Here is a 23488-nt window from a genome sequence, read left to right on the forward strand (position 1 = left end):
TCCTCTCACTCTGTGACGACCATCTCCGCGCAGACCGCGGCTCTGCACCCCACGCCCGCCCAGCTGCAGTGGCAGCGGGACGGCGTCGGCGTCTTCCTGCACTTCGGGCTCAACACGTTCTTCGGCGTGGAGTGGAGCGACGGCACCCTCCCCGCCTCCGGATTCGACCCGGCGCGCCTCGACGCCCGGCAGTGGGTGGCCGCCGCGCGCACGGCGGGAGCGAGATCCGTGGTGCTCACCGCGAAGCACCACGACGGGTTCTGCCTCTGGCCGACCGCGACGACGGACTATTCGGTCGCGGCGAGCCCCTGGCGGGACGGCCGCGGCGACGTCGTCCGCGAACTCGCGGACGCGTGCGCCGAAGCGGGGATGGGGCTAGGCCTGTACCTCTCGCCCTGGGACCGCCACGAGCCGCGCTATGCGGATCCGGCCGCCTACGACGACGTCTACTGCGCCCAGCTCAGGGAGCTCTGCACGCAGTACGGCGACCTCGTCGAGGTGTGGTTCGACGGCGCAGGGTCCGCCGGTCGGGTCTACGACTGGGAGCGGATCGCCGGGATCGTGCGGGAGCACCAGCCGGGCGCCGTGATCTTCAACATGGGCGACCCCGACATCCGGTGGATCGGCAACGAGGACGGCCTCGCGACCGACCCGGTGGAGTACGTCGTCGACGTCACGCCGAACGATGTGCACACCGACGCGATGCTCGGGCTCGGCGGGGCGCGGTACCTTCCGCCCGAGTGCGACGTGTCGCTGCGGCACGGCTGGTTCTGGCAGCCCGCGGACGAGCCGAAGAGCCTCGAGCATCTGCTCGGGATCCACTACCGATCGCTCGGCCTCGGCGCGAACCTGCTGCTCAACGTGCCGCCGAACCGGGAGGGGCTCATCGACGACGCCGACCTCGCGCGGCTCACCGAGTACGCCGCCGAGCTCGCGCGGCGGTTCGGAGCACCGCACGCGGCGGAGCTCACCGCGCTCGGAGACGGTCGCTGGCGCGCCGACTTCGGCACGGACGTCGACCTCGACCACCTCGAACTCGAGGAGGAGCTCGCGGAGGGTCAGCGGATCGCGGGCCACCGCGTGCTCGACGGTGGGGAGGAGGTCTGCACCGGCGGAACAGTCGGGGTGCGCCGACTGCATGCGTTCCCCGCCCGCACGGTGCGGTCCCTGGAGATCGCGCTCGACGGGCCGTCGCCCGTGCTCGCCGACGTGCGGGGCTACCTCACGGGCGTCGAGTCGGCGCCGGTCGTGCCGTCGACCGAGGACTACCGCGCCGACGACGCCGACATGATCATGATGTGAACCACCGGTCCCTGGGCGAGCGGAGCGAGACGAAGGGCGCGGTCAGCTCTTGGCGGCAGCCTTCATCGCGCGCTTGTGCTCGCGGACCTTCGTCAGCGACTCGGGTGAGACGATGTCGGCGACCGAGCGGAAGGATCCGTCCTCGCCGTAGGGGGCGGAGGCCTCGCGCCAGCCGGCGCCGGTGAAGCCGTACTGCTTGCCGAGCAGCGCCAGGAAGATCTTGGCCTTCTGCTCGCCGAAGCCGGGGAGGGTCTTCAGGCGGCGCAGCACCTCGGCGCCGTCCGGATCCCCCTGGGTCCACAGGTTCGCGGCGTCGCCGCCCCAGTCGTCGACGAGCTTCTGGCAGAGCGTCTGCACCCGTGCGGCCATCGAGCCGGGGAAGCGGTGCACCGACGGCGACTGCTTGAACGCGGCGAGGAACTCGTCGGGATCGTAGGCGGCGATCGCCGCGGCGTCGGTCGCGCCCGTGCGCTGCTCGATCTTGAGCGGACCGGCGAAGGCGGTCTCCATCGCGACCTGCTGATCCAGCAGCATGCCCACGAGCAGGGCGAGCGGGTTGTCGCTGAGGAGGGTGTCGGCGGCGGTGTCTCCGGTGATGTGAAGGGCCATGGGACCAGTCTGGCCCCTTCCGGACGATCGCGCGGCCTCGCCTAGTTGATGATCTCGCCGCGCTCGTCGGCGGCGAGGGCGGCCAGGCGGTCGCGCCAGTCCTGCAGCGCCTCGGGCGTGAGCCGGGTCCAGTCGTCGACCTCGTCGACCACGCGGAGCGGATCCGCGCTGCGGTAGGACCGCGTCGGATTACCCGGGAACTTCTTGTCCGTGACGTTCGGATCGTCCTCGAAGGCGCCCGTCGGCTCGACGAGGTAGACCCGCGGTTCGCCGTCGCCGGCCGCGAGCTCGGCGGCGAGGCCCGCGCCGTCGCGCAGCGCGGTGAAGTAGATGTGGTTCATCACGACCTCGGGCCGGTAGTTCGACCTGAACCCCGCCATGAGGAGGTCGCCGGGCTTCAGATCCGCCTTGGTGCCGTGGAAGAACGGGCCTTCGTCTGTCACGTCGCTCACCGTCTCAGGCTAGCCGCGCGCGGTGCCGTGGGTGCGGCCCGAGGAAGATGGAGAACGTCGCTCGGAGACGGCGCGGAGCAACCAGATCCATCTCCACGGCGGATCCGCGCGGCGATGAAGGCGGAAAACGTCTCCGCGGGAGCGCGTCAGGCCGTGGCGGCGTCGTCCTGCCGGGTCTCGGCCTCGGCGCTCAGCCCGTACAGCGTCTCGACGGCGGCGATGAACTCGGATCCGCGTCCCTGCGCGGCGAGCTCGTGCGCACGACTGGTCGGCGTGTGCAGCAGCACGCCGGCGAGGTGGCGCATGGCCTGCTCGACCTGTCCGCCGTCGTCGCCGCGCTTGCGGGCGCGGTCGATCTCGGCCTCGAGCAGTCCGAAGATGTGGGCGCGCAGGGCGACGACCGCCGGGGTCACGCTCTCGCGGGCGCCGACCTCGTGGAACGTCGCGGCGGCGGCGCGCACGATCGAGCGGGCGGCGTCGGTCGCCTGCAGTTCCTCGAGCGGCGCGTGCAGGCGGATCGTCTCGAGGTCGAGCAGGGCGACGCCCTCGACCTCGGCGACATCGGGCGCCACGTTGCGCGGCATGCCCAGGTCGACGACCAGCTGCGACGGCGTCGCACCGGCGGAGAAGCCGTGACCGGGGATCGGGCAGTCCACGGCCGCGCCGTCCGGGGACGGGAGCGCGGCCAGAGCCGGCCCGCGGCCCGCGCGCAGGATCGCGGCGTCGAGCACGGGCTGCTCGGCGCTCGTGCAGGTGATCACGATCGAGGCGTGTGCGGCGGCCCTGGCGTATTCGGCCTTGGGCAGCGCGCGGATGCCGTGCTTCGCGGCGAACGCGGCACCGCGCCCCGAGGGGGAGTGCACGCTGATGTCGTGCGCGCCGCGTTCGCGCAGCGTCGCGAGGGTCACTGCGGCGTAGGCGCCGGTGCCGACGAGGAGCACGCGGGCGGCGCTCCAGTCGGCGATGCGGCTGTCGGCGAGGTCGAGCGCGAGGCGCACCAGCGATCGACCGGCGCGGCCCAGGGCGGTGTCGTTCTTGACCTTGCGCTGGGCTTCGCTGGCGCGCTGGAAGAGGCGCTCCAGCTCGGGGGAGGTCGTGCCGTGCTTGCGGGCCGAGGTGAGCGCGCGGCGCACCTGACCGGCGATCTCGCCCTCGCCCGAGACGACCGATTCGAGACCCGACGCGACCGAGAAGAGGTGCTCGACGACCCGGGGTCCTGAGTGCACCGACGACGATGCGGTGAGGGTGTCGGCGGGGATGCCGCTGCGCTCGGAGACGGTGCTCAGGATCCGCGCGACGTCGCTCTCATCGGCCATGCCGTCGACGTCGACATAGGCCTCGAAGCGGTTGCAGGTCGCGAGCACGACGGCGCCCTTGGATCCTTCGGAGAGGGATCCGGCCAGGTCATCCGGGGTGCGACTGAGTCGTTCGAGGAGGTCGAAGGGGGCGGTCTTGTGATTGGCCGTGACGCAGAGCAGCACCCTGGGAGTTTACGCTCCACGCCCTTTGCGGATCCTGGACGCCGTCCCGCGGCGACACGTTCATCGTGATTCGGGACACGTTCTTCGTGGTTCGGGGAGGGTGGTTCGGGGCGTGCCTTCTCGTTTTGGGGCGTGCCACAGCAGGAAAACGTGGCCTAAGGCGCCCCAAAACGGGAAAGTGCGCCCCAAAGTCGGCGGCCCGACGATCCCCATTCACCGCAAAGCAGCGGTCGGGGAGAATGGATCCATGCCCCTCAACGACGCACCGCTGCTGCGCGCCCTCGCCGGAGACCGCCCCGACACCACGCCCGTGTGGTTCATGCGCCAGGCCGGCCGCTCGCTGCCCGAGTATCGCGACCTGCGGGTCGGCACCCGGATGCTCGACGCGTGCCTCACCCCCGACCTCGCGGCGGAGATCACCCTGCAGCCGGTGCGGCGCCACGGGGTCGACGCGGGCATCTTCTTCAGCGACATCGTCGTGCCCTTGCGCCTCGCCGGCGTCGAGGTCGAGATCGAGCCCGGTCGCGGACCGGTCTTCGCGTCGCCCGTGCGCACCGCGGCCGACGTCGACCGCATCACGGCGATCGACCCCGCGTCCCTCGACACGACGCAGATCGCCGAGGCCGTGCGTCTCGTCGTCGCCGAACTGGGCGACATCACCCCGCTGATCGGCTTCGCGGGGGCGCCGTTCACGCTCGCCGCGTACCTCGTGGAGGGCGGGCCGTCCAAGGAGCACCTGCGCGCCCGGGCGATGATGCACACGGATCCCGACTCGTGGAACCGGCTCGCGGGCTGGCTCGCGCGGATCTCGCGGACCTTCCTCGACGCGCAGCGCGCGGCCGGGGCGAGCGCCGTGCAGCTCTTCGATTCCTGGGCGGGCTCCCTCAGCCCCGCCGACTACCGGACCTTCGTCGCCCCGCACTCCGCCGCCGCGGTCGACGGGATCGACGCCCCGGTCATCCACTTCGGCGTCGGCACGGGGCCGTTCCTCGCCGACATGCGCCTGGACGGGCGCGCCGACGCGGTCGGCGTCGACTGGCGGCTGCCGCTCGACGAGGCCGTCGCCGTGCTCGGCGACGAGGTGACCGTGCAGGGCAACATCGACCCCGCGCTGCTCACCGCGCCCTGGCCCGTGCTCGAGGCGCACGTCCGCGACGTGCTGCGCCGCGGCGCGGCCGCCCGCGCGCACATCCTGAACCTCGGACACGGCGTGCCGCCCGAGACCGACCCCGCCGTGCTCACCCGTATCGTCGAGCTCGTGCACGAGGTGCGCGCGGGGTCGGTCGCCTCCGGAGCCGCGCGATGAGCACGCCGGATCCGGGGCGCGCCCCCGACCCTGCACGCGCTGCGGGGCCCGCGGGCGCGCCCGATGCGTCGCGTGTCGCGGACCCGGCGCACACCCCGGAGCTCGCCGCGAAGGCGGCGCACCTGCGCGTGGCCGTGATCGGCGGCGGTGTGGCGGGACTCGTCGCCGCGGAGTCGATCGCCGCGATCGGCGCGCACGCGACCGTGTTCGAGGCGCAGGAGCGCCCCGGCGGCGCCGTGCGGGCGGGCGAGGCCGACGGACTCGTGTTCGACGCCGGAGCCGAGAGCTTCGCCGTGCGCGGCGGGCACGTGCGGGCGCTGCTGTCGGATCTCGGCCTCGACGACCGGGTCGTCTCGCCGGAGCCGGGCGGTGCCTGGGTCGCCGGGATCCCCGGCGGCGCGGCCCCGCTGCCGAAGGGCGGCCTGCTCGGCATCCCCGCGAACCCCTTCGCCGAGGACGTGCGCCGCGTGATCGGCTGGAACGGCACCTGGCGCGCCTGGCTGGATCGCCTGCTCCCGCCGCTCACGATCGGCCACGACCACAGTCTTGGGCGTCTCGTGCGCAAGCGCATGGGAGCCCGAGTCCTCGACCGCCTCGTGGCCCCGGTCAGCACGGGGGTGTACTCCGCGCACCCCGACGACATCGACGTCGACGTCGCGGCGCCGACTCTGAACGCGGCCCTGACCCGCGCCGGATCCCTCTCGGGCGCGGTCGCGGAGATCACCGGAGGATCCGGACGCGCTCCCGGTGCGGCGGTGCAGGGTCTGGTCGGCGGCATGTCCGGTCTGGTCGACGCGCTCCTCGCCCGCATCGAGATGCTCGGATCCGAGGTGCGCACCGGGGCGCCCGTCGAGGGACTCTCGCGCGATGACGACGGCTGGACGGTCGGGGTCGCGGATCCGGATCCGGATTCGGCGACAGGCGCAGCCGATCCCGCGGAGATCGCGGACGGCGGCGCCGAGCCCTCGGAAGCCCTTCCGCGTTTCGACGCCGTGATCGTCGCCGCGGACGAGGCGACCGCGCGCCGGCTGCTCGCCCCGCACGTGCCAGAGCTCGCGGCGGTCGCGGCGGGATCCTCGCCGCGCATCGAGATCGTCACCCTCGTCCTGGACGCCCCGGAGCTCGACGCCGCGCCGCGCGGATCCGGTGTGCTCACGGTGCCCGGGTCCCACACCGCGAAGGCGCTCACCCACAGCAGCGCGAAGTGGGCGTGGCTCCGCGCCGAGGCGGGATCCCGGCACGTCGTGCGGGTGTCGTTCGGTTCGGCGGGGGAGGATCCGGCGACCGGCGCGCTCGACGACGAGGCGGCGGGCGGGCTCGCGCTGGCCGAGGCCTCGGCGCTCTTCGGCGTCGCCCTGCGCCCCGCGCAGCTGCGCGGCAGCCACCGGGCGCGGTTCGTGCAGGCGCAGCCCTCCGCGGTGCTCGGCGCGGCCGAGCGGCGCGCGGCCGCGGCCGCTGCCGTCGCGGCCGTTCCGGGCGTCGCCGCGACCGGGGCGTGGCTGAGCGGCACGGGGCTCGCGCAGGTCGTCCCGCACGCGAAGGCCGAGGCGGAGCGCATCCGGCACGCCCTCCTCTGGGACTGACGACCCGGACATCGCCGTCGTTCCGCGGCCCTCCGGCCGATAGATGCCGAGATCGGCATACAGGGTTACGCTGGAGGTCCGCAGAGACCGCAATCGTGAGGAGACCCCATGAAGGGGAAGATCGGACTCGTCGTCGGACTCGGCGTCGGATACGTGCTGGGCACCCGCGCAGGGCGCGAGCGCTACGAGCAGATCAAGAAGCAGTGGCTCAAGGTCTGGAACCTCGACCCGGTGCAGGCGCAGGTGCACAAGGTGCAGGACTTCGCGAAGACGCAGGCGGCCGCCGTGCCCCAGGCGCTGTGGACCGGTGCCGTGAAGATCGTCAAGGCCGCCACGTCCGACGGCACGCCGGGACAGCGCGTGGACTCCACGATCGCGAGCGGCAAGACGGTCGCGGCCGAGGTCAAGCAGGCCGCGGAGGAGACCGTCGCAGCCGCGGAGGCTTCCGTCGCCGCGACGGAGACCAAGACGAAGCCCCGCGCGGCGTCGGGTGCGAAGAGCGCGCCGAAGAAGCCGACCGCGGGCGCCTGACATGGCCGGCAATTTCCGGGATCGCGCCGACGACAGCCTGCTGACGCTGCTCGGCGACCTCCCCGACCTCGTCAGCAACCTCGTCAAGGCCGAGATCGACGCGGCCAAGACCTGGATCTCGCGGACCGCGAAGGACGCCGGCATCGGCAGCGTCTGGTTCCTGGTCGCGCTGTTCTTCCTGTTCTGGACCGTGCCGGTCGTGCTCGTGTTCGCGATCGCCGGGCTCTCCTCGTGGTTCCCGGTGTGGCTGTCCGCGATCATCACGATCGGGATCCTGCTGCTCGCGGTGCTCGTGTTCGCGCTGCTCGGGATCCTGAAGTTCCGCAAGGTCCTGCGCCGCGAGAACCCCGCGCAGGCCGTGGCCACCGACATCCGCATCGTGAAGGAGGCCGGCGATGGCCGTTGACCCGGTGAACATCCCGCGCACGGCCGTGCCGAACGGGATCGTCGATCCCGTGGCTTCGGCCCGTGCCGAGCTGAAGGCGGCGCTGCTCGCGATCGAGGAGAAGGGCAACGTCCCCCGCCGCCTCGAGAAGGCGACCGTCGAGGGCAAGGTCAAGCTGCGCGCGTTCGCGCGCCGCAACCCGCTCGGCGCCGTGGCCGCGGCCGCCGGCGTCGCCGCGGTCGTCGGCGGCATCGTCTGGGCCGTCGCCCGCAGCATCTCCCGCTGACCGCATCGCGCGCTCACCCACGCCCCGCCCCCTTTTCTGACCGCGAGACTCCAACTCCGCGACGAGACTGCGCTCCAAGAGCGCAGTCTCGTCGCCCAGATGGAGTCTCGCGGTCTGCGGCTCATAGCCGGAGGGGGCAGACTGGATCCATGGCCGAAGCTGCAGAAACGCCCGTGCTCGCCGCCGACTCCGACGCCTCGCCCCAGGGTTTCACCCTGTGGGCCGTGTGGCGCCGCGACCCCTCCGCTCCCGTGGTCGAGTCCGACGCGACCGAGCTGGAGGACATCGTCCGCCTGATCGAGGACGGGGGGATCTCCGTCCGCGGCTTCTACGATGTCTCCGGCCTCAAGGCCGACGCCGACCTCATGGTCTGGCTGCACGGCCCCAGCCCCGAGGAGCTGCAGAAGGCCCTGCGCCGCCTGCGCCGCACCGAGCTCCTGCGCACCCTGCTGCCGACCTGGAACGTGATGGGCGTGCACCGCGACGCGGAGTTCAACCGCGCGCACGTGCCGGGCTTCCTGCGCGGCGTCGACGCCAAGGACTGGCTCTGCCTGTACCCGTTCGTGCGCACGCCGGAGTGGTACCTGATCGAGGAGGACGAGCGCCGCCGCATGCTCGCGGAGCACGGCCGCAAGGGCGCCGCATTCCGCGGGGTCATCGCCAACACGGTCGCCGCCTTCGCGCTGGGCGACTACGAATGGCTCCTGCCGCTCGAGGCCGACGACCCGACCGAGCTCGTCGATCTCATGCGCGACCTCCGATACACGGATGCGCGCCGCTACGTGAAGGAGGAGGTGCCCTTCTACACCGGGCGCCGTCTGCGCCTCGAGGAGATCCCCGAGGTCCTGCAGTGACCGCTGCCGGCGACGTCATCCGCCTCGGCACCCGCCGCAGCGCTCTGGCCCAGGCGCAGTCCGGCCACGTGGCGAAGGCGCTCGAGGCGGTCTCGGGACGCCGGGTCGAGCTCGTCCCGATCACGAGCGAGGGCGACACCAACCGCGCATCGCTCAGCGAGATCGGCGGGCAGGGCGTGTTCGCCACCGCGTTGCGCGATGCGCTGCGCCGCGGGGAGTGCGACATCCTCGTCCACTCCCTCAAGGACCTGCCGACCCAGGTGCCGGACGGCCTCGTGATCGCCGCGATCCCGGCGCGGGCCGATGCGCGCGACGTGGCGGTCACCCGCGACGGCACCCCGCTGCACGAGCTGAAGGCCGGATCCGCGATCGGTACGGGATCCCCGCGTCGCATCGCGCAGGTGCACGTCCGCAACCCGCGCGTGCACACCGCGGATCTGCGCGGCAACGTCGACTCCCGGCTGCAACGCGTCGCGTCGGGCGAGCTCGACGCCGTGATCCTCGCCGCGGCCGGCCTCAGCCGGCTCGACGGCGATCCGCTCGGTGAGCTCAAGGCCGAGCCGCTCGGTCTCGCCGAGTGGCCGACCGCCCCCGGCCAGGGAGCGCTCGCGGTGGAGACGACGACCGACGCGCCGGCGGAACTGCTCGCCGCCCTCGCCCTCCTCGACGACGAGGCCACCCGCATCGCGGTGACCGCCGAGCGGGCGGTGCTGGAGGGCCTGGACTCCGGCTGCCAGGCGCCGATGGCGGCACACGCCGAGCTCGTCGACGGCGACCTTCGCGTCCGGGCCGTGGTCTACGCCCCGCACGACGGGTGGCGGATCGGGATCGACGTCACCGAGCCGCTGCATCCAGACTCCGTGAAGGCGATGGTGCCGGGCGAGGAGTATATTCATCCCAACGGCAGTGGCAACGGTGCGGACTCTGCCGATGGTGCAGACCCGATCCGCGCATCACGCGCGATCGGGTTGTCTGTTGCCCATCGGCTGCTCGAACGTGGGGCGGCTGATCTCCTTCCGCGCCCCTGAACCCGATGATGATGACTGAATCGAAGCAAGAGGCCAAGCCGTTGACCGGTTGGCGCGTGCTCGTGCCGCGCGGAGGACCGTGGGGCGACGGCGTCGCCGCGAGCCTGCGCGCGCAGGGAGCCGTGCCCGTGGTGGCGCCGCTGATCAACTTCGCGCCGACGAACGACCAGGCGGCGCTCGACGAGGCCCTCGCGAAGCTGACGGCCGGCGAGTTCGACTGGCTCACCATCACGAGCGCGACCACGGTCGACGTGCTCTTCGCGCATCGTGCCGAGATCCCCGCCTCCACGAAGATCGCCGCCGTCGGCGAGACCACGGCCGCGGCGCTCGCGGCGGTCGGCTACCACGTCGACCTCGTCCCGGAGGACGACAACTCCGCCGAGGGAATGGCGGGGCAGATCATCGCGCTCGAACCCGAGCCTAAGCGGATCCTGACGCTGCGCAGCGAGATCGCCAAGCCGCTGCTGACCAAGTCGCTGATCAAGGCCGGCCACGACGTGTCCAGCGTCGTCGCCTACCGCACGGTCGGCGTGCCGGTGACCGAGCGGATCATGCGCGACGTGCAGAACGGCCGGATCAACGCGATCCTCGTCACGAGCGGATCCGTCGCGGAGCAGGTGCGCGAGCAGTTCCCGGACATCCCCGACTCCACCCTGCTCGCGGCGATCGGCCCCCGTACCGCGAAGGACGCCAAGAAGGCGGGCCTTCCGATCACCGTGGTCGCCGACAAGCAGACCGTCGATGCGCTCATCGACGCGGTCTCGCAGTTCACCCTTCCGCACGCGGCCGACGAGTTCGCCCCGTGACCGGGGGTCTCGGCGCGTCGGCGGGCTTCCCCGACGTCCGCCCGCGCCGGCTGCGGCAGTCCGTCGCCGTGCGCGCTCTGGCCCGCGAGACGGACCTGCTTCCGCGTCATCTCGTGCTCCCGGCGTTCGTCCGTGAGGGGCTGACGGATCCGGTGGCGATCGGATCCATGCCCGGCGTCGTGCAGCACTCGCTCGACTCCCTCCGTCGCGCCGCCGTCGACGCGGCCGAGGCTGGCGTCACCGGCATCATGCTCTTCGGCGTTCCCGCCGTGCGCGACGCCGTCGGATCCGGCGCCGATGATCCCAACGGGATCCTCAACGTCGCCACCGCCGCGCTGGCCGCCGAGGTCGGCGACGCGCTCGTGGTGCAGACCGACCTGTGCCTGGACGAGTTCACCGACCACGGCCACTGCGGCGTGCTCGCGGCGGATGGATCCGTCGACAACGATGCGACCCTCGAGCGGTACGTGGCGATGGCGCTCGCGCAGGCGCGCGCCGGGTCGCAGCTGCTGGGACTGAGCGGCATGATGGACGGCCAGGTCGCCGCGGTGCGTCACGCGCTCGACGCGGAGGGCTTCCAGGACGTGCTGCTGCTCGGGTACGCGGCGAAGTACGCGAGCGCGTTCTACGGCCCGTTCCGAGAGGCCGTCGACTCCCAGCTCCAGGGCGACCGCCGCACGTACCAGCTCGACCCGGGCAACCGGCGAGAGGGCGTGCGCGAGGCGCTGCTGGACGAGGCCGAGGGCGCGGACGTCGTGATGGTGAAGCCCGCGATGGCGTTCCTCGACGTGATGCGCGAGGTGCGCGACGCCGTGCGCGTGCCCGTGTGGGCGTACCAGGTGTCGGGCGAGTACGCGATGATCGAGGCCGCCGCGCAGAACGGCTGGCTCGATCGCGAGCGCACGATCCTGGAGTCGCTACTGTCGATCCGCCGCGCCGGCGCCGATGTCGTGCTGACCTACTGGGCGACCGAGGCCGCCCGCTGGCTCGCCCGCGGCTGAGTCCCCCCTCGGGCTGTTGAGCGCCCTTCGTCTCGCTTCGCTCGCTCAGGAACCGGACGGCGAAGCCGACCGAGACGAAACGCGTCGCGAGCGCCCTTCGCCGAGTCCGAGAGGACCAGCGCACGCATCATCGCAGCGGCGGCCACCAGCTCGCGTCTGCACCGCCGCCGGTGCTGCCGGTGTCGCCGACTCCGGCTCCACCGTGCGCGCCGCACCGTGCATCCGACACCGGCTGATCCGCCGACTGCCACCAGGATCCGGCCGTCGCAGTGATCCGGAACGGCGCATCGCCGTTCGTCGTGAGCCTCAGCTCCGCGCCCTGCGGCCCGCTGGCTGAGATCGCCATCGGCGCCTCCTGATCCATGGTGACCGTCCAGCCGGCATTCGTGAGCGCCTTCGTCAGCGCGTCGTGGTCGAGCTCGAGGCTTGCCGCATGGTGGAATTCGATGCGCAGCCGGTACGCGTCCCACCCGAGCCCGTCGTCGTTCAGAGACTCCGCGCACGCCTCTTGCGCTTCCCACCCCTGCGGTGCCGCGGCGGCGCGCAGATCGGAGACGACGCGCTGCACCGCGTCGTAGCGCTGCTCCGCGAGCGCGAGCTGCTTCTCGGGCGTACGGGCCGTCGCCTGCGCGCGCACTTCGCCGGCGGCGTCTCCCTGCATCTGCCCGATCGTGACACCGATCCCTCCGGCGGTCGCGAGCAGCAGCGGCGCCAGTCCGAAGCCGGCCCACCCGAGGCGCTCCCACCGCCGGGCATGCCGGATCGCCACGCGTTCGGATGCCAGCATGAGCAGCAGTATCCAGGCCGCGATCCCGCAGACGATCGCCGCGACGAAGACCCAGTTCGTGAACACTCCGCCCGCGGGACCGCCGGCCAGCTGCTGCAGCAGCGACGGCACCGGCACCGACTCGGAGGGGGCTGATGCGATCGTGCGATCCGGCATCGCGATCGCGAATGCGACCCAGCTCCACCACAGCAGGATCAGCGCCGGCACCTGCCGCGCCGGGGTCGCTCGCACGCCCGCGCGAGGCTGAATGAAACGCGGCAGCGATCCCAGGACGCCTGCCATGAGGATGGTCAGCGGCGAGGTCAGCACGATGCCGAAGGCAAGCTCGCCATGAGCGGTGGCCACGCGCCACAGGCAGAACAGGGCTACGCCGATCGGCAGGAGCCAGGTCAGCCACGGCCAGATCCGCCAGGTGGCCCGGCGCAGGGCGGACGTGCGGTGCCGGAGCGCCGGCGGATGCTGCTGCATCCCGTCACGCTAGCCGCGCACCCTGAACGATCGGCGTCAGCCCCTGAGCCGCTCCGGCCGCTCTGAAGCACGCGAAATGCGTCGATTGCTCTCGGGAGAGCGGCACAGGATCCTCCGGGAGAATGGATCCATGACCGACCGCAATGACGACCTGTTCGACGCCGCCCGTGCCGTGATCCCCGGTGGGGTGAACTCGCCCGTGCGCGCCTACGGGTCGGTCGGCGGAACGCCGCGGTTCCTCGCGAGCGCTTCCGGCGCGACGGTCACGGACGCAGCGGGCACGACCTACCTGGATCTCGTCGCGTCCTGGGGCCCTGCGCTGCTCGGGCACGCGCATCCCGAGGTCGTCGCGGCCGTGCAGGAGTCGGCGACCCGCGGCCTGTCCTTCGGAGCTCCGACCGAGGGCGAGGTCGAGCTCGCGGCCCTCATCGCCGACCGCGTGCGGCACGGCGAGGTCCGCCCCGTCGAGCGCGTGCGACTGGTCTCCACGGGCACCGAGGCGACCATGACCGCGATCCGGCTCGCCCGCGGTGCGACCGGACGCGACCTCCTGGTGAAGTTCGCGGGGCACTACCACGGGCACTCGGACGGCCTGCTGGCCGCGGCCGGTTCCGGCGTCGCGACCCTCGCCCTGCCCGGATCCGCGGGCGTTCCCGCCCCGATCGCGGCGCAGACGCTCGTGATCGACTACAACTCCCCGGAGGCGCTCGCGGCGGTGTTCGCCGAGCACGGCGACCGGATCGCGGCCGTCATCGTGGAGGCCTCCGCGGCCAACATGGGCGTGGTCGCGCCGCAGCCCGGGTTCAACAGGCTCATCGCCGAGACCGCGCACGCGCACGGCGCCCTCATGATCCTCGACGAGGTGCTCACCGGCTTCCGCGTGCACCCGGCCGGATTCTGGGGCCTGCAGCAGGCGGCGGGCGAGGAGTATCTGCCCGACATCATCACATTCGGCAAGGTCGTGGGCGGCGGCATGCCGCTCGCTGCGCTCGGCGGCCGCGCCGAGGTCATGGACCGGCTGGCGCCGACCGGCCCCGTGTACCAGGCCGGCACTCTGAGCGGGAACCCGCTCTCGGTCGCCGCGGGCCTGGCGACGCTGCGGCTCGCGACGCCCGAGGTGTACGCGCGGATCGACGCTGCGGCGGAGCGTCTGTCGGGCGCACTCGACCGTGCTCTGACCGATGCCGGCGTCGTGCACGCCGTGCCGCGCGCGGGCAACCTGTTCGGTGTGGCCTTCGCCGAGACCGCGCCGCGCGACTACGCCGAGGCGCAGGCGCAGCAGGTCTTCCGATACGCCCCGTTCTTCCACGCGATGCGCGAGCAGGGCGTGGCGCTGCCGCCGAGCGTGTTCGAGGCCTGGTTCCTCACCGCCGCCCACGGAGACGCCGAGCTCGCGGCGATCGAGGCGGCGCTGCCCGCCGCCGCCGAGGCCGCGGCCGGCGCGACCGCCTGACGCCGGGCCGGCGCGCTCGTTCGGGGCTCGCCTTCACGTTTTGGGGCGCGCCCTCACGTTTTGGGGCGCGCCCTCACGTTTTGGGGCGCGTCCTGCCGGGATTCCTGGGTGTGACGCGCCCCAAACGGAGTGAGTGCGCCCCGAACCCGCGGTGGACGGGCCTCGGATCCGAGCCGGTTTTGGGGCGCGTCTTCACCGTTTGGGGCGCGGCCCGCCGGGATTCCTGGGTGTGAGGCGCCCCAAACGGAGTGAACGCGCCCCAAAACGGACCCACCGGCCGAACGGACCACGTTGTCGGACCTCGCCAGCGGGATCGTTGCCGTCCTGTGAGGTGGCTCCCGGGCGGAACCGGGGCGGCGCTGGCAGACTGGGGGGATGGTGACGCTGCTGCTGGATCGGACCCGCCTCGAGGTGGAGCTCTCTCCGCTCGAGCGCGCCGTCTCGTTCCGCCGCGACAACCTGCACATCGCCCGTGAGGCGATCGTCAAGGTGCAGCTCACGGACGATGCCTGGACGTGGCTCCGCGGCGTCGGCAGCCCCGGCACGCATGTGCCGCTCGTGCTCGCGGCGGGCACTTGGAAGTCGGCCAACGGGGACGACTTCGTGCTCATCCGCCGGCACAAGCCCAGCGTCGTGATCGACCTCGAGGGCGCGGAGTTCCAGCGGCTCGTGCTCACCACGCGGCACGGGCTGGCTCTCGCGCAGGCGCTGCGCCTCGATGCGAGCTCCGAGCTCGCCGAGGTGACCGACATCGCCGCGACCGGAGCGATCCCCGTCGCCGAGCCCGCCGGAGCCCGCGGGCGCAAGCGCAAGCCCGCGCCCCGTCCCGCCTGACCGCGCGGAGCAGCCGGGGCTGAGCCCGCACTGACGCCGCACCCGCCGCGGTTGCCCCTCGAACGCCGAAGCGGCGACCGTCCTCAGACGGTCGCCGCTTCCTTCGGATGTCCTCCGGGTCAGTGCCCGTGGTGCTCCTCGTGCTGGTCGCCCTCGCGGTGCTCGCCGTCCTGCCCCTGCTCGTGCGGGGCCTGGTCGTCGTGCTGCTCCTCCGACGGGGAGGGCTCGCCGGGCCGGTCGCCGCTCTCCTCGCTGGGGCCGGGCGTGTACGTGGGGGCGTCGTCCGTGAAGAACGCGCGCGCGGCCGCGGCGAGCGATGCGCTGACGGCGGCGGCGCGGGGATCGTCGTCCTGGTGGATCTCGCCCTGCGTCACGTCCTCGAGGTCATCGTCCTCATCGGGCGTCTCGTCGAGGATGACCTGGATCTCCTGGGTGCGGCCATCGGCGAGAGCCGCGAAGATCTCGATGCCGGCGATCTCAGTGGTCTCGGTGCTCGGCTCCGGGGTGGCGAACTCGCCCTCGGCGGCCGGCGTCGTGATGATCGTCGTCGCCGCCGTGGGGGCGTCGTCGACGTCGCCGTGCTCGGCGCCCTCGTCGGCGGCGTCACTCCGATCGTCCGCGGCGACGTCGTTCGCGTCGTCCGAGGACGGCGCGGCCGACGGCACACCGGTGATCAGGTCGTCGAACGACACCGGTGCCGCCTCCGGGATGGTCAGGGCCGCGGTCTCGAAGGATCCGAGCGCGGCGCCGTCCTCATCCGTCTGGCTCTCCGCAGCGTGCGTGAGCGGAGCGTCCTGCTCGTCGGCGGTGCCCGCGGATTCCTCCGCACCCTCGGGGTGCGCCTCGCCCGGCGTGTAGTCGGCGACGATCGGCGCGGTCAGCGCGACGCCCGCGGCGATCGCGCCCTCGTCGTGCGCCTCCTCGGCCTCTGCCGGCTCCGCCGCGTCGTCGGACTCGGCGGCGGCCTCTGCCTCGTCGGCGGTGGAACCGGCCTCATCGGGGCGCTCCGCATCTTCGGGCGCCTCCGCCGCGGACTGCTCCGGCTCGGCGTCATCTGCCGCGGATCCGTCCTCAGCGGCGGCATCCTCGTCGGAGTCGGAGTCGGAGTCGGAGTCGGAGTCGGAGTCGGAGTCGGAGTCCTCGGACGACTCGGCGCTCTCGGCACCGTCCTCGGCGGCAGCAGCGTCTTCACCACCGGCAGCGTCCTCACCACCGGCAGCGTCGTCGGCTTCGCCCTCGCCAGCGTCGGCAGCCTCAGAGTCAGCCTCAGCCTCGCCCTCGGCAGCGTCGGCGGCGTCAGCCTCGGCGCCCTCGGCCTCATCCGCCGCGGGAGCGTCCCCGTCCGCGGATCCGGATCCGTCGTCCGTCGCGTCCGCGTCCTCGCCGGCGGCCGACTGCGCCGCGGCGAACTCGGCGGCCTCGCGACGCGTGGTCGGGATCGCGACCGTGCCCTCGGCCGGGGCGGCCTCGGCGGCGGTCCCGAAGAGGCCCGCCACGCCGGCGCTCGCTGCGGCGACGACGGGAACGGCCGCTGCAGCGCCGAACAGGCCGGCGGCCGGAACGTGCTCGGCGTCCGCCGGCTCGCCCTCGGCCGCGCCGTCCGCCGCTTCGGACTCCGCCGCGGCGGCACTCGCATCAGCGCCCTCACCCGGCTCGGCCTCGGCCGCCTCGGCGGCAGCCGGCTCCTCGGAAGCGGGCACGGGCGCGCCGACGACCGGGATCGCACCCGTGAGCGGGTCGCGACGGCCGTGCACGAGGTCGAGGAAGACCTCCTCCAGGCTCGGTCCGCGCTGCAGCAGCGTGGTGAGCGCGAGCCCCGCGGAGGCGGCGACGGCGCCGACCGCCGCGGCGTCGGTGTTGTGCACGGTCAGGCCTGACCGCAGCACGTCGAAGGTCAGCCCGGCGTTCTGCAGGGCGGTCGCGAGAGCGGCGCGGTCGTCGGCGTCGACGACGACGGAGCCCGTGGTCGGATCCGAGAGCTTGCCGATGCTGTCGGCGTAGACCAGACGGCCCTTGGAGAGCACGAGCACGTTGTCGGCGATCTGCTCGATCTCGCTCAGCACGTGCGACGAGACCAGGACCGTGCGGCCCTCGTCGGCCAGACGGCGCATGAGCAGGCGCATCCAGCGGATGCCCTCGGGGTCGAGGCCGTTCGCGGGCTCGTCGAGCACGAGCGCACCCGGATCGCCGAGCAGGGCGCCGGCGACGCTCAGGCGCTGCCGCATGCCCAGGGAGTACGCGCCGATGCGCGTCTCGGCCTCGTTCTGCAGGCCCACGAGGGCGAGCACCTCGTCCACGCGGGAGAGCGGGATCCCGTTCGCCTTCGCGGCGATCGACAGCTGGCGCGGCGCCGTGCGGCGAGGGCGGTAGACGGCCTCCTCGAGCACGGATCCGACGGTGCGCAGCGGGTGGCGCAGCTCGGCGTAGGAGACGCCGCCGATCGTCGCAGTGCCCGAGGTCGGGCGGATCTGGCCGAGCAGCATCCGCAGCGAGGTCGTCTTGCCTGCGCCGTTCGGCCCGAGGAACGCGGTCACCGCCCCCGGCTCGATCCGGGCGGAGAGGTCGTCGACAGCGGTGAGAACGCCGAAGCGCTTCGTCGCATGCGAGAACTCGAACACTTGTCCGTCGGTCATCCGCGGCCTCTCATAGTTACAGCAGTACCCCTCTATCTTGTCGGATGCGACCTGAAAACGCTCGTTGATCCGGGGCATTCCGCGCAATGCGCGGGCCGCCGCGCTCTCGGTGCGGCCGCCGATGCGCGCTTCGTCCGCACGGCCGCCGACGGCTCGGGCGGGGCGACGCGCGGGGTAACGTGGCATCCGTGAGCATCGTCGAAGACGCCCAGGGATCCGTCGCCGCAGACGCCGAGGTGCTGGTGCGCACCGAGGGGGCGCTGGGCTGGATCACGCTGAACCGCCCGAGGGCGCTCAACGCGCTGAACGTCGGGATGATCCGTGCGGTGCACGCCGCGCTCGACGCCTGGCGCGACGACAGCGACATCGAGATCGTCTACATCGACGGCGCGGGGGACCGCGGTCTGTGCGCGGGCGGCGATGTGCGAGAGCTGCACCGGCAGATCACTGCGGGGCGCAGCGCGGACACCGTGGAGTTCTTCCGCGAGGAGTACGCGATGAACGCGGCGATCGCCGAGTACCCCAAGACGATCGTCGCGATCGCGGACGGCATCACGATGGGCGGCGGCATCGGCGTCGCAGGACACGCCGCGATCCGTGTCGTGACGGAGCGCTCGCAGCTCGCGATGCCCGAGGTGAGGATCGGCTTCACCCCCGACGTCGGCGGCACCTGGCTGCTCGGCCACGCGCCGGGCCGACTGGGCGAGTTACTGGCCCTCACCGCGGGCACCATGGACGGATCCGATGCCCTCTACGCCGGGTTCGCCGACTTCTACGTCCCGTCCGAGCGGCTCGAGGCGCTGCGCGACGCGCTGGCCCACAGGGCGGATCCGACCGGATCGAGCGAGATCGTCATGCTCTTCGACGAGACCCCGGATCCTTCGCCGCTGTCTGCGCAGCAGGGCTGGATCGACGAGGCCTTCTCGGCCGACACGGTGCCGGAGATCGTGGCCCGCCTGCGCGCGATGCCGGTCCCGGAGACGCCCGACGGCGCCGCGCCCGAGCCCGCGCCGGCGGACACCGCCGACCTGCTCGAGTCCCTCGCCCCGACCGCGCTCGTGGTCACGCTCGACGCGGTGCGCGAGGCGAGGGGGATGGACTCGGTGCGCGACGCGCTCGCGGGGGAGTACCGCCGGGTGCTGTGGTTCGTGCACAACCATCCGGACCTCGTCGAGGGGATCCGCGCGCAGCTCGTCGACAAGGACCGCGACCCGCACTGGGATCCGCAGACCCTCGCTGACCTCGCCCCTGACGCGTCCGCGGAGGCGCGCGACTACGTGCCGCCGGTTCCGCTCTGGGGCTGACCGCGCTCCGCCCGGCGCCCCGGTTTCTTAACCGGATCCGTAAATCCCCGCGCGAGCAGGGATTCGTTTCGCCCTCAGCGAAGATCTGAGTCGATCCTCCTCAAGGGGGATGTGAATGTCCGTGCCTCGTGGCAGGGTGTTTCGTGGTCGATTTTCGACATCTTCTGCTTCCCCTCGGGAAGTCCGCTCCCACAAGGAAAGTCCGCCTGTGCTCGGAAAGATCCTCTTCCGCTATCTGAAGCGTTACAAGTGGCTGCTGCTCGGCGTCCTGGTGTTCCAGTTCGGCAGCGCCTTCGCCTCGCTGTACCTGCCGCGCCTCAACGCCGACATCATCGACAAGGGCGTCGCGAACGCCGACACCGCCTACATCTGGTCGCACGGCGGGCTCATGCTCGCTGTCTCGCTCGGCCAGATCATCGCGTCCGTCATCGCGACCTACTTCGCCGCCCGCGCGGCGATGAGCCTCGGGCGCGATATCCGCGCCGATGTGTTCGCCCGCGTGAGCGGCTTCTCCGAGCGCGAGGTCTCGCAGTTCGGGGCCGGCTCGCTGATCACCCGCAACACGAACGACGTGCAGCAGGTGCAGATGCTGGCGATGATGGGCTCGACGATGTTCATCACCGCCCCGCTGCTCGCGATCGGCGGCATCATCATGGCGCTGCAGACCAACCTCGGTCTGAGCTGGCTGATCGCCGTCTCGGTGCCCGCGCTGCTCATCGTCGCCGGCATCATCATCGGCCGTATGGTCCCGCTGTTCCGCAGCTACCAGGGCAAGCTCGACAACGTCAACCGCATCATGCGCGAACAGCTCACCGGTGTCCGCGTCGTGCGCGCCTTCGTGCGCGAGCGCATCGAGGAGGAGCGCTTCCGCGGCGCCAACACCGACATCATGGTCGTCGGCCGCAACGTCGGATCGCTCTTCGTCCTGCTGTTCCCGCTCTTCATGCTGATCCTCAACGTCACCATCGTGGGCGTGATCTGGTTCGGCGGCATCGAGGTGAACAACGGCACGGTCGAGGTCGGCACGCTGTTCGCCTTCATGCAGTACATCGGGCAGATCATGATGGGCATCATCATGTCCAGCTTCATGGCCATGATGATCCCGCGCGCCGCGGTCTCCGCCGAGCGCGTCGGCGAGGTCCTGGACGCCGAGCAGAGCATGACCCGGCCGGAGAACGGCGTGAAGGCCTTCCCGGTCCCCGGGTCCGTGGCCTTCGACGACGTCTCCTTCACCTACCCCGGCGCGGAGTCGCCGGTGCTGCACGGGATCAGCTTCGCGGCGGAGCCCGGTGAGACCGTCGCGATCGTCGGATCCACCGGCGCGGGCAAGACCACGCTGATCTCGCTCATCCCGCGGCTGTTCGACGTCACGGGCGGGGCGGCCTTCGTCGGCGGCACGGACGTGCGCGAGGCCGACGTGGACGCGCTGTGGAAGAGCATCGGGCTCGTGCCGCAGCGTCCGTTCCTGTTCAGCGGGACGATCGCCTCCAACCTGCGCTACGGGCGCGAGGACGCGTCGGACGAGGAGCTGTGGGCCGCGCTCGACATCGCCCAGGCCAGGGACTTCGTCTCGGAGATGCCCGACGGTCTGGACTCGAACATCGCCCAGGGCGGCACGAACGTGTCCGGCGGCCAGCGCCAGCGGCTCGCGATCGCCCGTGCGATCATCCACCAGCCCGAGATCCTCGTCTTCGACGACTCGTTCTCGGCGCTCGATCTCACCACCGACGCCCGGCTGCGCCAGGCGCTGTGGCGGGAGCTTCCGCACGTCACCAAGATCGTCGTCGCTCAGCGCGTGTCGACGATCACCGACGCCGACCGCATCGTCGTCCTCGAGGGCGGCACCATGGTCGCCGTCGGCACGCATGAGCAGCTGCTCGAGACGAGCGACACCTATAGAGAGATCGTCGAGTCGCAGCTGGGGGTGGACGCATGAGCGACAACGTGGACAAGAAGGCCGCGCGCGCCGAGCGCGCGGAGGCCCGCCGGGCGAAGTACTCCGGCGGATCGACGGCGACCGTCGAGATGACCGACGCCGAGAAGGAAGAGGCCGAGCAGGCCGAGAAGGCGCGCCAGCAGGGCGGGGGCATGTTCGACGGCCCCGCGCCCGGCAAGGCGAGCCAGTTCGGTCCGAGCTTCAAGCGCATGATCGGGCTGCTCAAGCCCAGCGCCGTGTGGTTCGTGCTCGTCTCGATCCTCGGGGCGCTCGGCGTCGTGCTCGCCGTGGCCGCGCCCAAGGTGCTCGGCAACGCGACGAACATCATCTACGAGGGATTCACCTCGCTCCAGCTCGCCAAGCCGCAGAACGGCTTCCCCGGGTTCCCGAACGGCACCACGCAGGCGCAGGTCGTCGAGGCGCTGCGTGCGGCCAAGCAGAACCAGTTCGCCGACATGGTGGCGGCGTTCGGCCCGTTCAAGGTCGGCGACGGGATCCAGTTCGACCAGCTGCGCTGGGTGATCACCGCGGTGCTCGCGATCTACGTCGGATCCGCGCTGCTGAGCTGGATCCAGGGCTACGTGATCAACGTCATCATGGTGCGCACGATGTGGCGCCTGCGTGAGGACGTCGAGGCGAAGATCAACCGCCTGCCGCTGTCGTACTTCGACAAGGTGCAGCGCGGAGAGCTGATCTCCCGTGTCACGAACGACATCGACAACATCACGCAGACCATGCAGCAGTCGCTGTCGGGGGCGATCACCTCGGTGCTCACGGTGGTCGGCGTGCTGATCATGATGTTCTCGATCTCGTGGCAGCTGGCCCTCGTCGCCCTCGTGGCGCTGCCGCTCATGGCCGTGATCTTCGGCGTCATCGGACCGCGTTCGCAGAAGGCGTTCGGGATCCAGTGGAAGAAGGTCGGCCGCCTGAACGCCCGCGTCGAGGAGGCCTTCTCCGGCCACGCGCTGGTCAAGGTGTTCGGTCGCGAGAAGGACGCGCTGGACAAGTTCCAGGTCGAGAACGAGGAGCTCTACCAGGCCGCGTTCAAGGCCCAGTTCCTGTCCGGGCTGATGATGCCCGCGATGACCTTCATCGGCAGCCTGACGTACGTCGGCCTCGCCGTGCTGGGCGGGCTCATGGTCGCGAGCGGCCAGCTCCGCCTCGGCGACGTGCAGGCCTTCATCCAGTACTCGCAGCAGTTCACCCAGCCGCTCAGCGAGCTGGGCGGAATGGCGGCGGTCGTGCAGTCCGGCACGGCCTCGGCCGAGCGCGTGTTCGAGCTGCTGGACGCCGAGGAGCAGGATCCCGATGCCGAGGATGCCCCCACCGTCACGGACGGCAAGGGCGTCATCGAGTTCGAGCACGTCGCGTTCTCCTACAGCGAGGACCGTCCGCTCATCACGGATCTGTCGTTCCGCGTGGAGCCCGGCCAGACGGTCGCGATCGTCGGCCCGACCGGCGCGGGCAAGACCACGCTGGTGAACCTCATCATGCGGTTCTACGAGCTGAGCGGCGGACGGATCCTCCTCGACGGGCAGGACATCGCCCAGATGGAGCGCTCCGACCTGCGTTCGCGCACGGGCATGGTGCTGCAGGATCCGTGGCTGTTCGCGGGCACGATCCGGGAGAACATCCGCTACGGCCGTTCGACCGCGACGGATGACGAGGTCATCGAGGCCGCCAAGGCGACCTACGTCGACCGCTTCGTGCACGCTCTCCCCGAGGGCTATGAGACGAAGCTCGACGAGGACGCCTCGAACGTCTCGGCCGGTGAGCGCCAGCTGATCACGATCGCGCGCGCGTTCGTCGCCCAGCCGTCGATCCTCATCCTGGACGAGGCCACATCGGCCGTCGACACCCGCACCGAGCTGCTGCTGCAGCACGCGATGGCGGCCCTGCGGAACGGACGCACGTCGTTCGTGATCGCACACCGCCTGTCCACCATCCGCGACGCCGACCTCATCCTCGTGATGGAGCACGGCGACATCGTGGAGAAGGGCAACCACGAGGAGCTCATCGCAGCGCAGGGCGCGTACTGGCGGCTGTACCAGTCGCAGTTCGAGCAGGCCGCGAGCGACACCGACGCCGACGAGGCGCTCGTCACCGGGACCGTCACGGTGCCGGCGGACGGCTCCGTCGCGTCCGAGGTCGAGGCCGGTGCCGCCGCGGTGATCGGATCCGGGACCGCCCCGGTCGCCGTCGCCGAGCGCGTCATCGAGTCGGCCGAGTCGCCGGAGAACTCGTCGTGGGAGATCGAGGACGACAGGGTCTGACACCCCGTCCCGCACCGACGTGAGCGCCGTCGTCCTGTTCGCAGGGCGGCGGCGCTTCCGCGTCACCGGAGGCGGCATCACCGGGGCGGAGGCGGCATCACCCGGGCGGAGGCGGCATCGCCCGGACGGAGGCGGCATCGCCCGGGCGGAGGCCGCATCGCGTGGATGGAGGCGGC

Annotated in this window: 20 protein-coding genes; 15 read left to right on the forward strand and 5 right to left on the reverse strand. The window is 71.9% G+C overall.

What is annotated here, in order from left to right; translation table 11 throughout:
* Positions 1-12: 12 nt before the first annotated feature.
* On the forward strand, positions 13-1302 hold the full coding sequence (locus ACIPY5_RS16335; protein ID WP_400972474.1) for an alpha-L-fucosidase: 1290 nt from the start codon (positions 13-15) through the stop codon (positions 1300-1302).
* A gap of 42 nt (positions 1303-1344) precedes the next feature.
* Here the strand turns inward: ACIPY5_RS16335 and ACIPY5_RS16340 are convergent, their stop codons facing one another.
* The 3 genes from ACIPY5_RS16340 to ACIPY5_RS16350 all read right to left on the reverse strand — a co-directional run bounded on the left by ACIPY5_RS16340 (position 1345) and on the right by ACIPY5_RS16350 (position 3844).
* Positions 1345-1911, reverse strand: coding sequence for an HhH-GPD-type base excision DNA repair protein (locus tag ACIPY5_RS16340; protein ID WP_309342587.1), 567 nt, complete (start codon positions 1909-1911; stop codon positions 1345-1347).
* Between the two features lie 41 nt (positions 1912-1952).
* A complete protein-coding gene (gene arr, locus ACIPY5_RS16345) occupies positions 1953-2363 on the reverse strand; it encodes an NAD(+)--rifampin ADP-ribosyltransferase (RefSeq protein ID WP_400972477.1) in 411 nt (136 codons plus the stop codon).
* A 146-nt stretch (positions 2364-2509) separates the two neighbouring features.
* Positions 2510-3844 carry a glutamyl-tRNA reductase gene (locus ACIPY5_RS16350; protein ID WP_400972479.1) on the reverse strand — a complete coding sequence of 445 codons (1335 nt, stop codon included), beginning with the start codon at positions 3842-3844 and terminating at the stop codon, positions 2510-2512.
* Positions 3845-4091: 247 nt separating this feature from the next.
* On the opposite strand from ACIPY5_RS16350, the gene hemE reads away from it, so the two are divergent.
* The 9 genes from hemE to hemB all read left to right on the forward strand — a co-directional run bounded on the left by hemE (position 4092) and on the right by hemB (position 11624).
* Entirely contained in the window at positions 4092-5150 is a 1059-nt protein-coding gene (gene hemE, locus ACIPY5_RS16355; protein ID WP_400972481.1) for a uroporphyrinogen decarboxylase, read from the forward strand.
* Positions 5147-6733, forward strand: coding sequence for a protoporphyrinogen/coproporphyrinogen oxidase (locus ACIPY5_RS16360; RefSeq protein ID WP_400972483.1), 1587 nt, complete (start codon positions 5147-5149; stop codon positions 6731-6733). Before hemE ends, ACIPY5_RS16360 begins: the two co-directional genes overlap by 4 nt.
* A 108-nt stretch (positions 6734-6841) precedes the next feature.
* Positions 6842-7264: a hypothetical protein gene (locus ACIPY5_RS16365; protein ID WP_309342572.1), complete on the forward strand. Its 423-nt coding sequence runs from the start codon at positions 6842-6844 to the stop codon at positions 7262-7264.
* Position 7265: 1 nt separating this feature from the next.
* A complete protein-coding gene (locus tag ACIPY5_RS16370; protein WP_400972485.1) occupies positions 7266-7670 on the forward strand; it encodes a phage holin family protein in 405 nt (134 codons plus the stop codon).
* Positions 7660-7935: a hypothetical protein gene (locus ACIPY5_RS16375; RefSeq protein WP_309342568.1), complete on the forward strand. Its 276-nt coding sequence runs from the start codon at positions 7660-7662 to the stop codon at positions 7933-7935. Before ACIPY5_RS16370 ends, ACIPY5_RS16375 begins: the two co-directional genes overlap by 11 nt.
* 149 nt (positions 7936-8084) lie before the next feature.
* Entirely contained in the window at positions 8085-8789 is a 705-nt protein-coding gene (gene hemQ / locus ACIPY5_RS16380) for a hydrogen peroxide-dependent heme synthase (RefSeq protein ID WP_309357257.1), read from the forward strand.
* Positions 8786-9817, forward strand: a complete 1032-nt coding sequence (gene hemC / locus ACIPY5_RS16385; protein ID WP_400972488.1) for a hydroxymethylbilane synthase — start codon at positions 8786-8788, stop codon at positions 9815-9817. Before hemQ ends, hemC begins: the two co-directional genes overlap by 4 nt.
* Before the next feature lie 11 nt (positions 9818-9828).
* Entirely contained in the window at positions 9829-10623 is a 795-nt protein-coding gene (locus ACIPY5_RS16390; RefSeq protein ID WP_396652925.1) for a uroporphyrinogen-III synthase, read from the forward strand.
* A complete protein-coding gene (hemB, locus tag ACIPY5_RS16395; RefSeq protein WP_309357253.1) occupies positions 10620-11624 on the forward strand; it encodes a porphobilinogen synthase in 1005 nt (334 codons plus the stop codon). The genes ACIPY5_RS16390 and hemB overlap by 4 nt, the downstream gene beginning before the upstream one ends.
* A gap of 127 nt (positions 11625-11751) precedes the next feature.
* On the opposite strand, the gene ACIPY5_RS16400 is transcribed toward hemB, so the two are convergent.
* The gene (locus ACIPY5_RS16400; RefSeq protein WP_400972490.1) at positions 11752-12879 is read right to left on the reverse strand and encodes a hypothetical protein; all 1128 of its coding nucleotides are present in this window, start codon (positions 12877-12879) and stop codon (positions 11752-11754) included.
* 130 nt (positions 12880-13009) lie between these two features.
* Here ACIPY5_RS16400 and ACIPY5_RS16405 point away from each other — a divergent pair, with 130 nt between their 5' ends.
* Positions 13010-14332 (forward strand): glutamate-1-semialdehyde 2,1-aminomutase, encoded by a 1323-nt coding sequence (locus ACIPY5_RS16405; protein ID WP_400972492.1) that lies wholly within the window; start codon positions 13010-13012, stop codon positions 14330-14332.
* 375 nt (positions 14333-14707) lie between these two features.
* Entirely contained in the window at positions 14708-15166 is a 459-nt protein-coding gene (locus tag ACIPY5_RS16410) for a hypothetical protein (RefSeq protein ID WP_400972494.1), read from the forward strand.
* Positions 15167-15285: 119 nt separating this feature from the next.
* Here the strand turns inward: ACIPY5_RS16410 and ACIPY5_RS16415 are convergent, their stop codons facing one another.
* A complete protein-coding gene (locus ACIPY5_RS16415) occupies positions 15286-17799 on the reverse strand; it encodes an ATP-binding cassette domain-containing protein (RefSeq protein ID WP_400972496.1) in 2514 nt (837 codons plus the stop codon).
* A gap of 188 nt (positions 17800-17987) precedes the next feature.
* Between ACIPY5_RS16415 and ACIPY5_RS16420 the strand changes: the two genes are divergently transcribed.
* From ACIPY5_RS16420 to ACIPY5_RS16430, 3 genes are all read left to right on the forward strand, one after another.
* A complete protein-coding gene (locus tag ACIPY5_RS16420) occupies positions 17988-19103 on the forward strand; it encodes an enoyl-CoA hydratase/isomerase family protein (protein ID WP_400972498.1) in 1116 nt (371 codons plus the stop codon).
* 208 nt (positions 19104-19311) lie between these two features.
* Positions 19312-21039, forward strand: coding sequence for an ABC transporter ATP-binding protein (locus ACIPY5_RS16425; protein ID WP_400972500.1), 1728 nt, complete (start codon positions 19312-19314; stop codon positions 21037-21039).
* Positions 21040-21128: 89 nt separating this feature from the next.
* Positions 21129-23312 (forward strand): ABC transporter ATP-binding protein, encoded by a 2184-nt coding sequence (locus ACIPY5_RS16430; RefSeq protein ID WP_400972681.1) that lies wholly within the window; start codon positions 21129-21131, stop codon positions 23310-23312.
* Positions 23313-23488 lie beyond the last annotated feature (176 nt).

This window comes from Microbacterium sp. NPDC089698 (genome assembly GCF_044749045.1).
Lineage (GTDB): Bacteria > Actinomycetota > Actinomycetes > Actinomycetales > Microbacteriaceae > Microbacterium.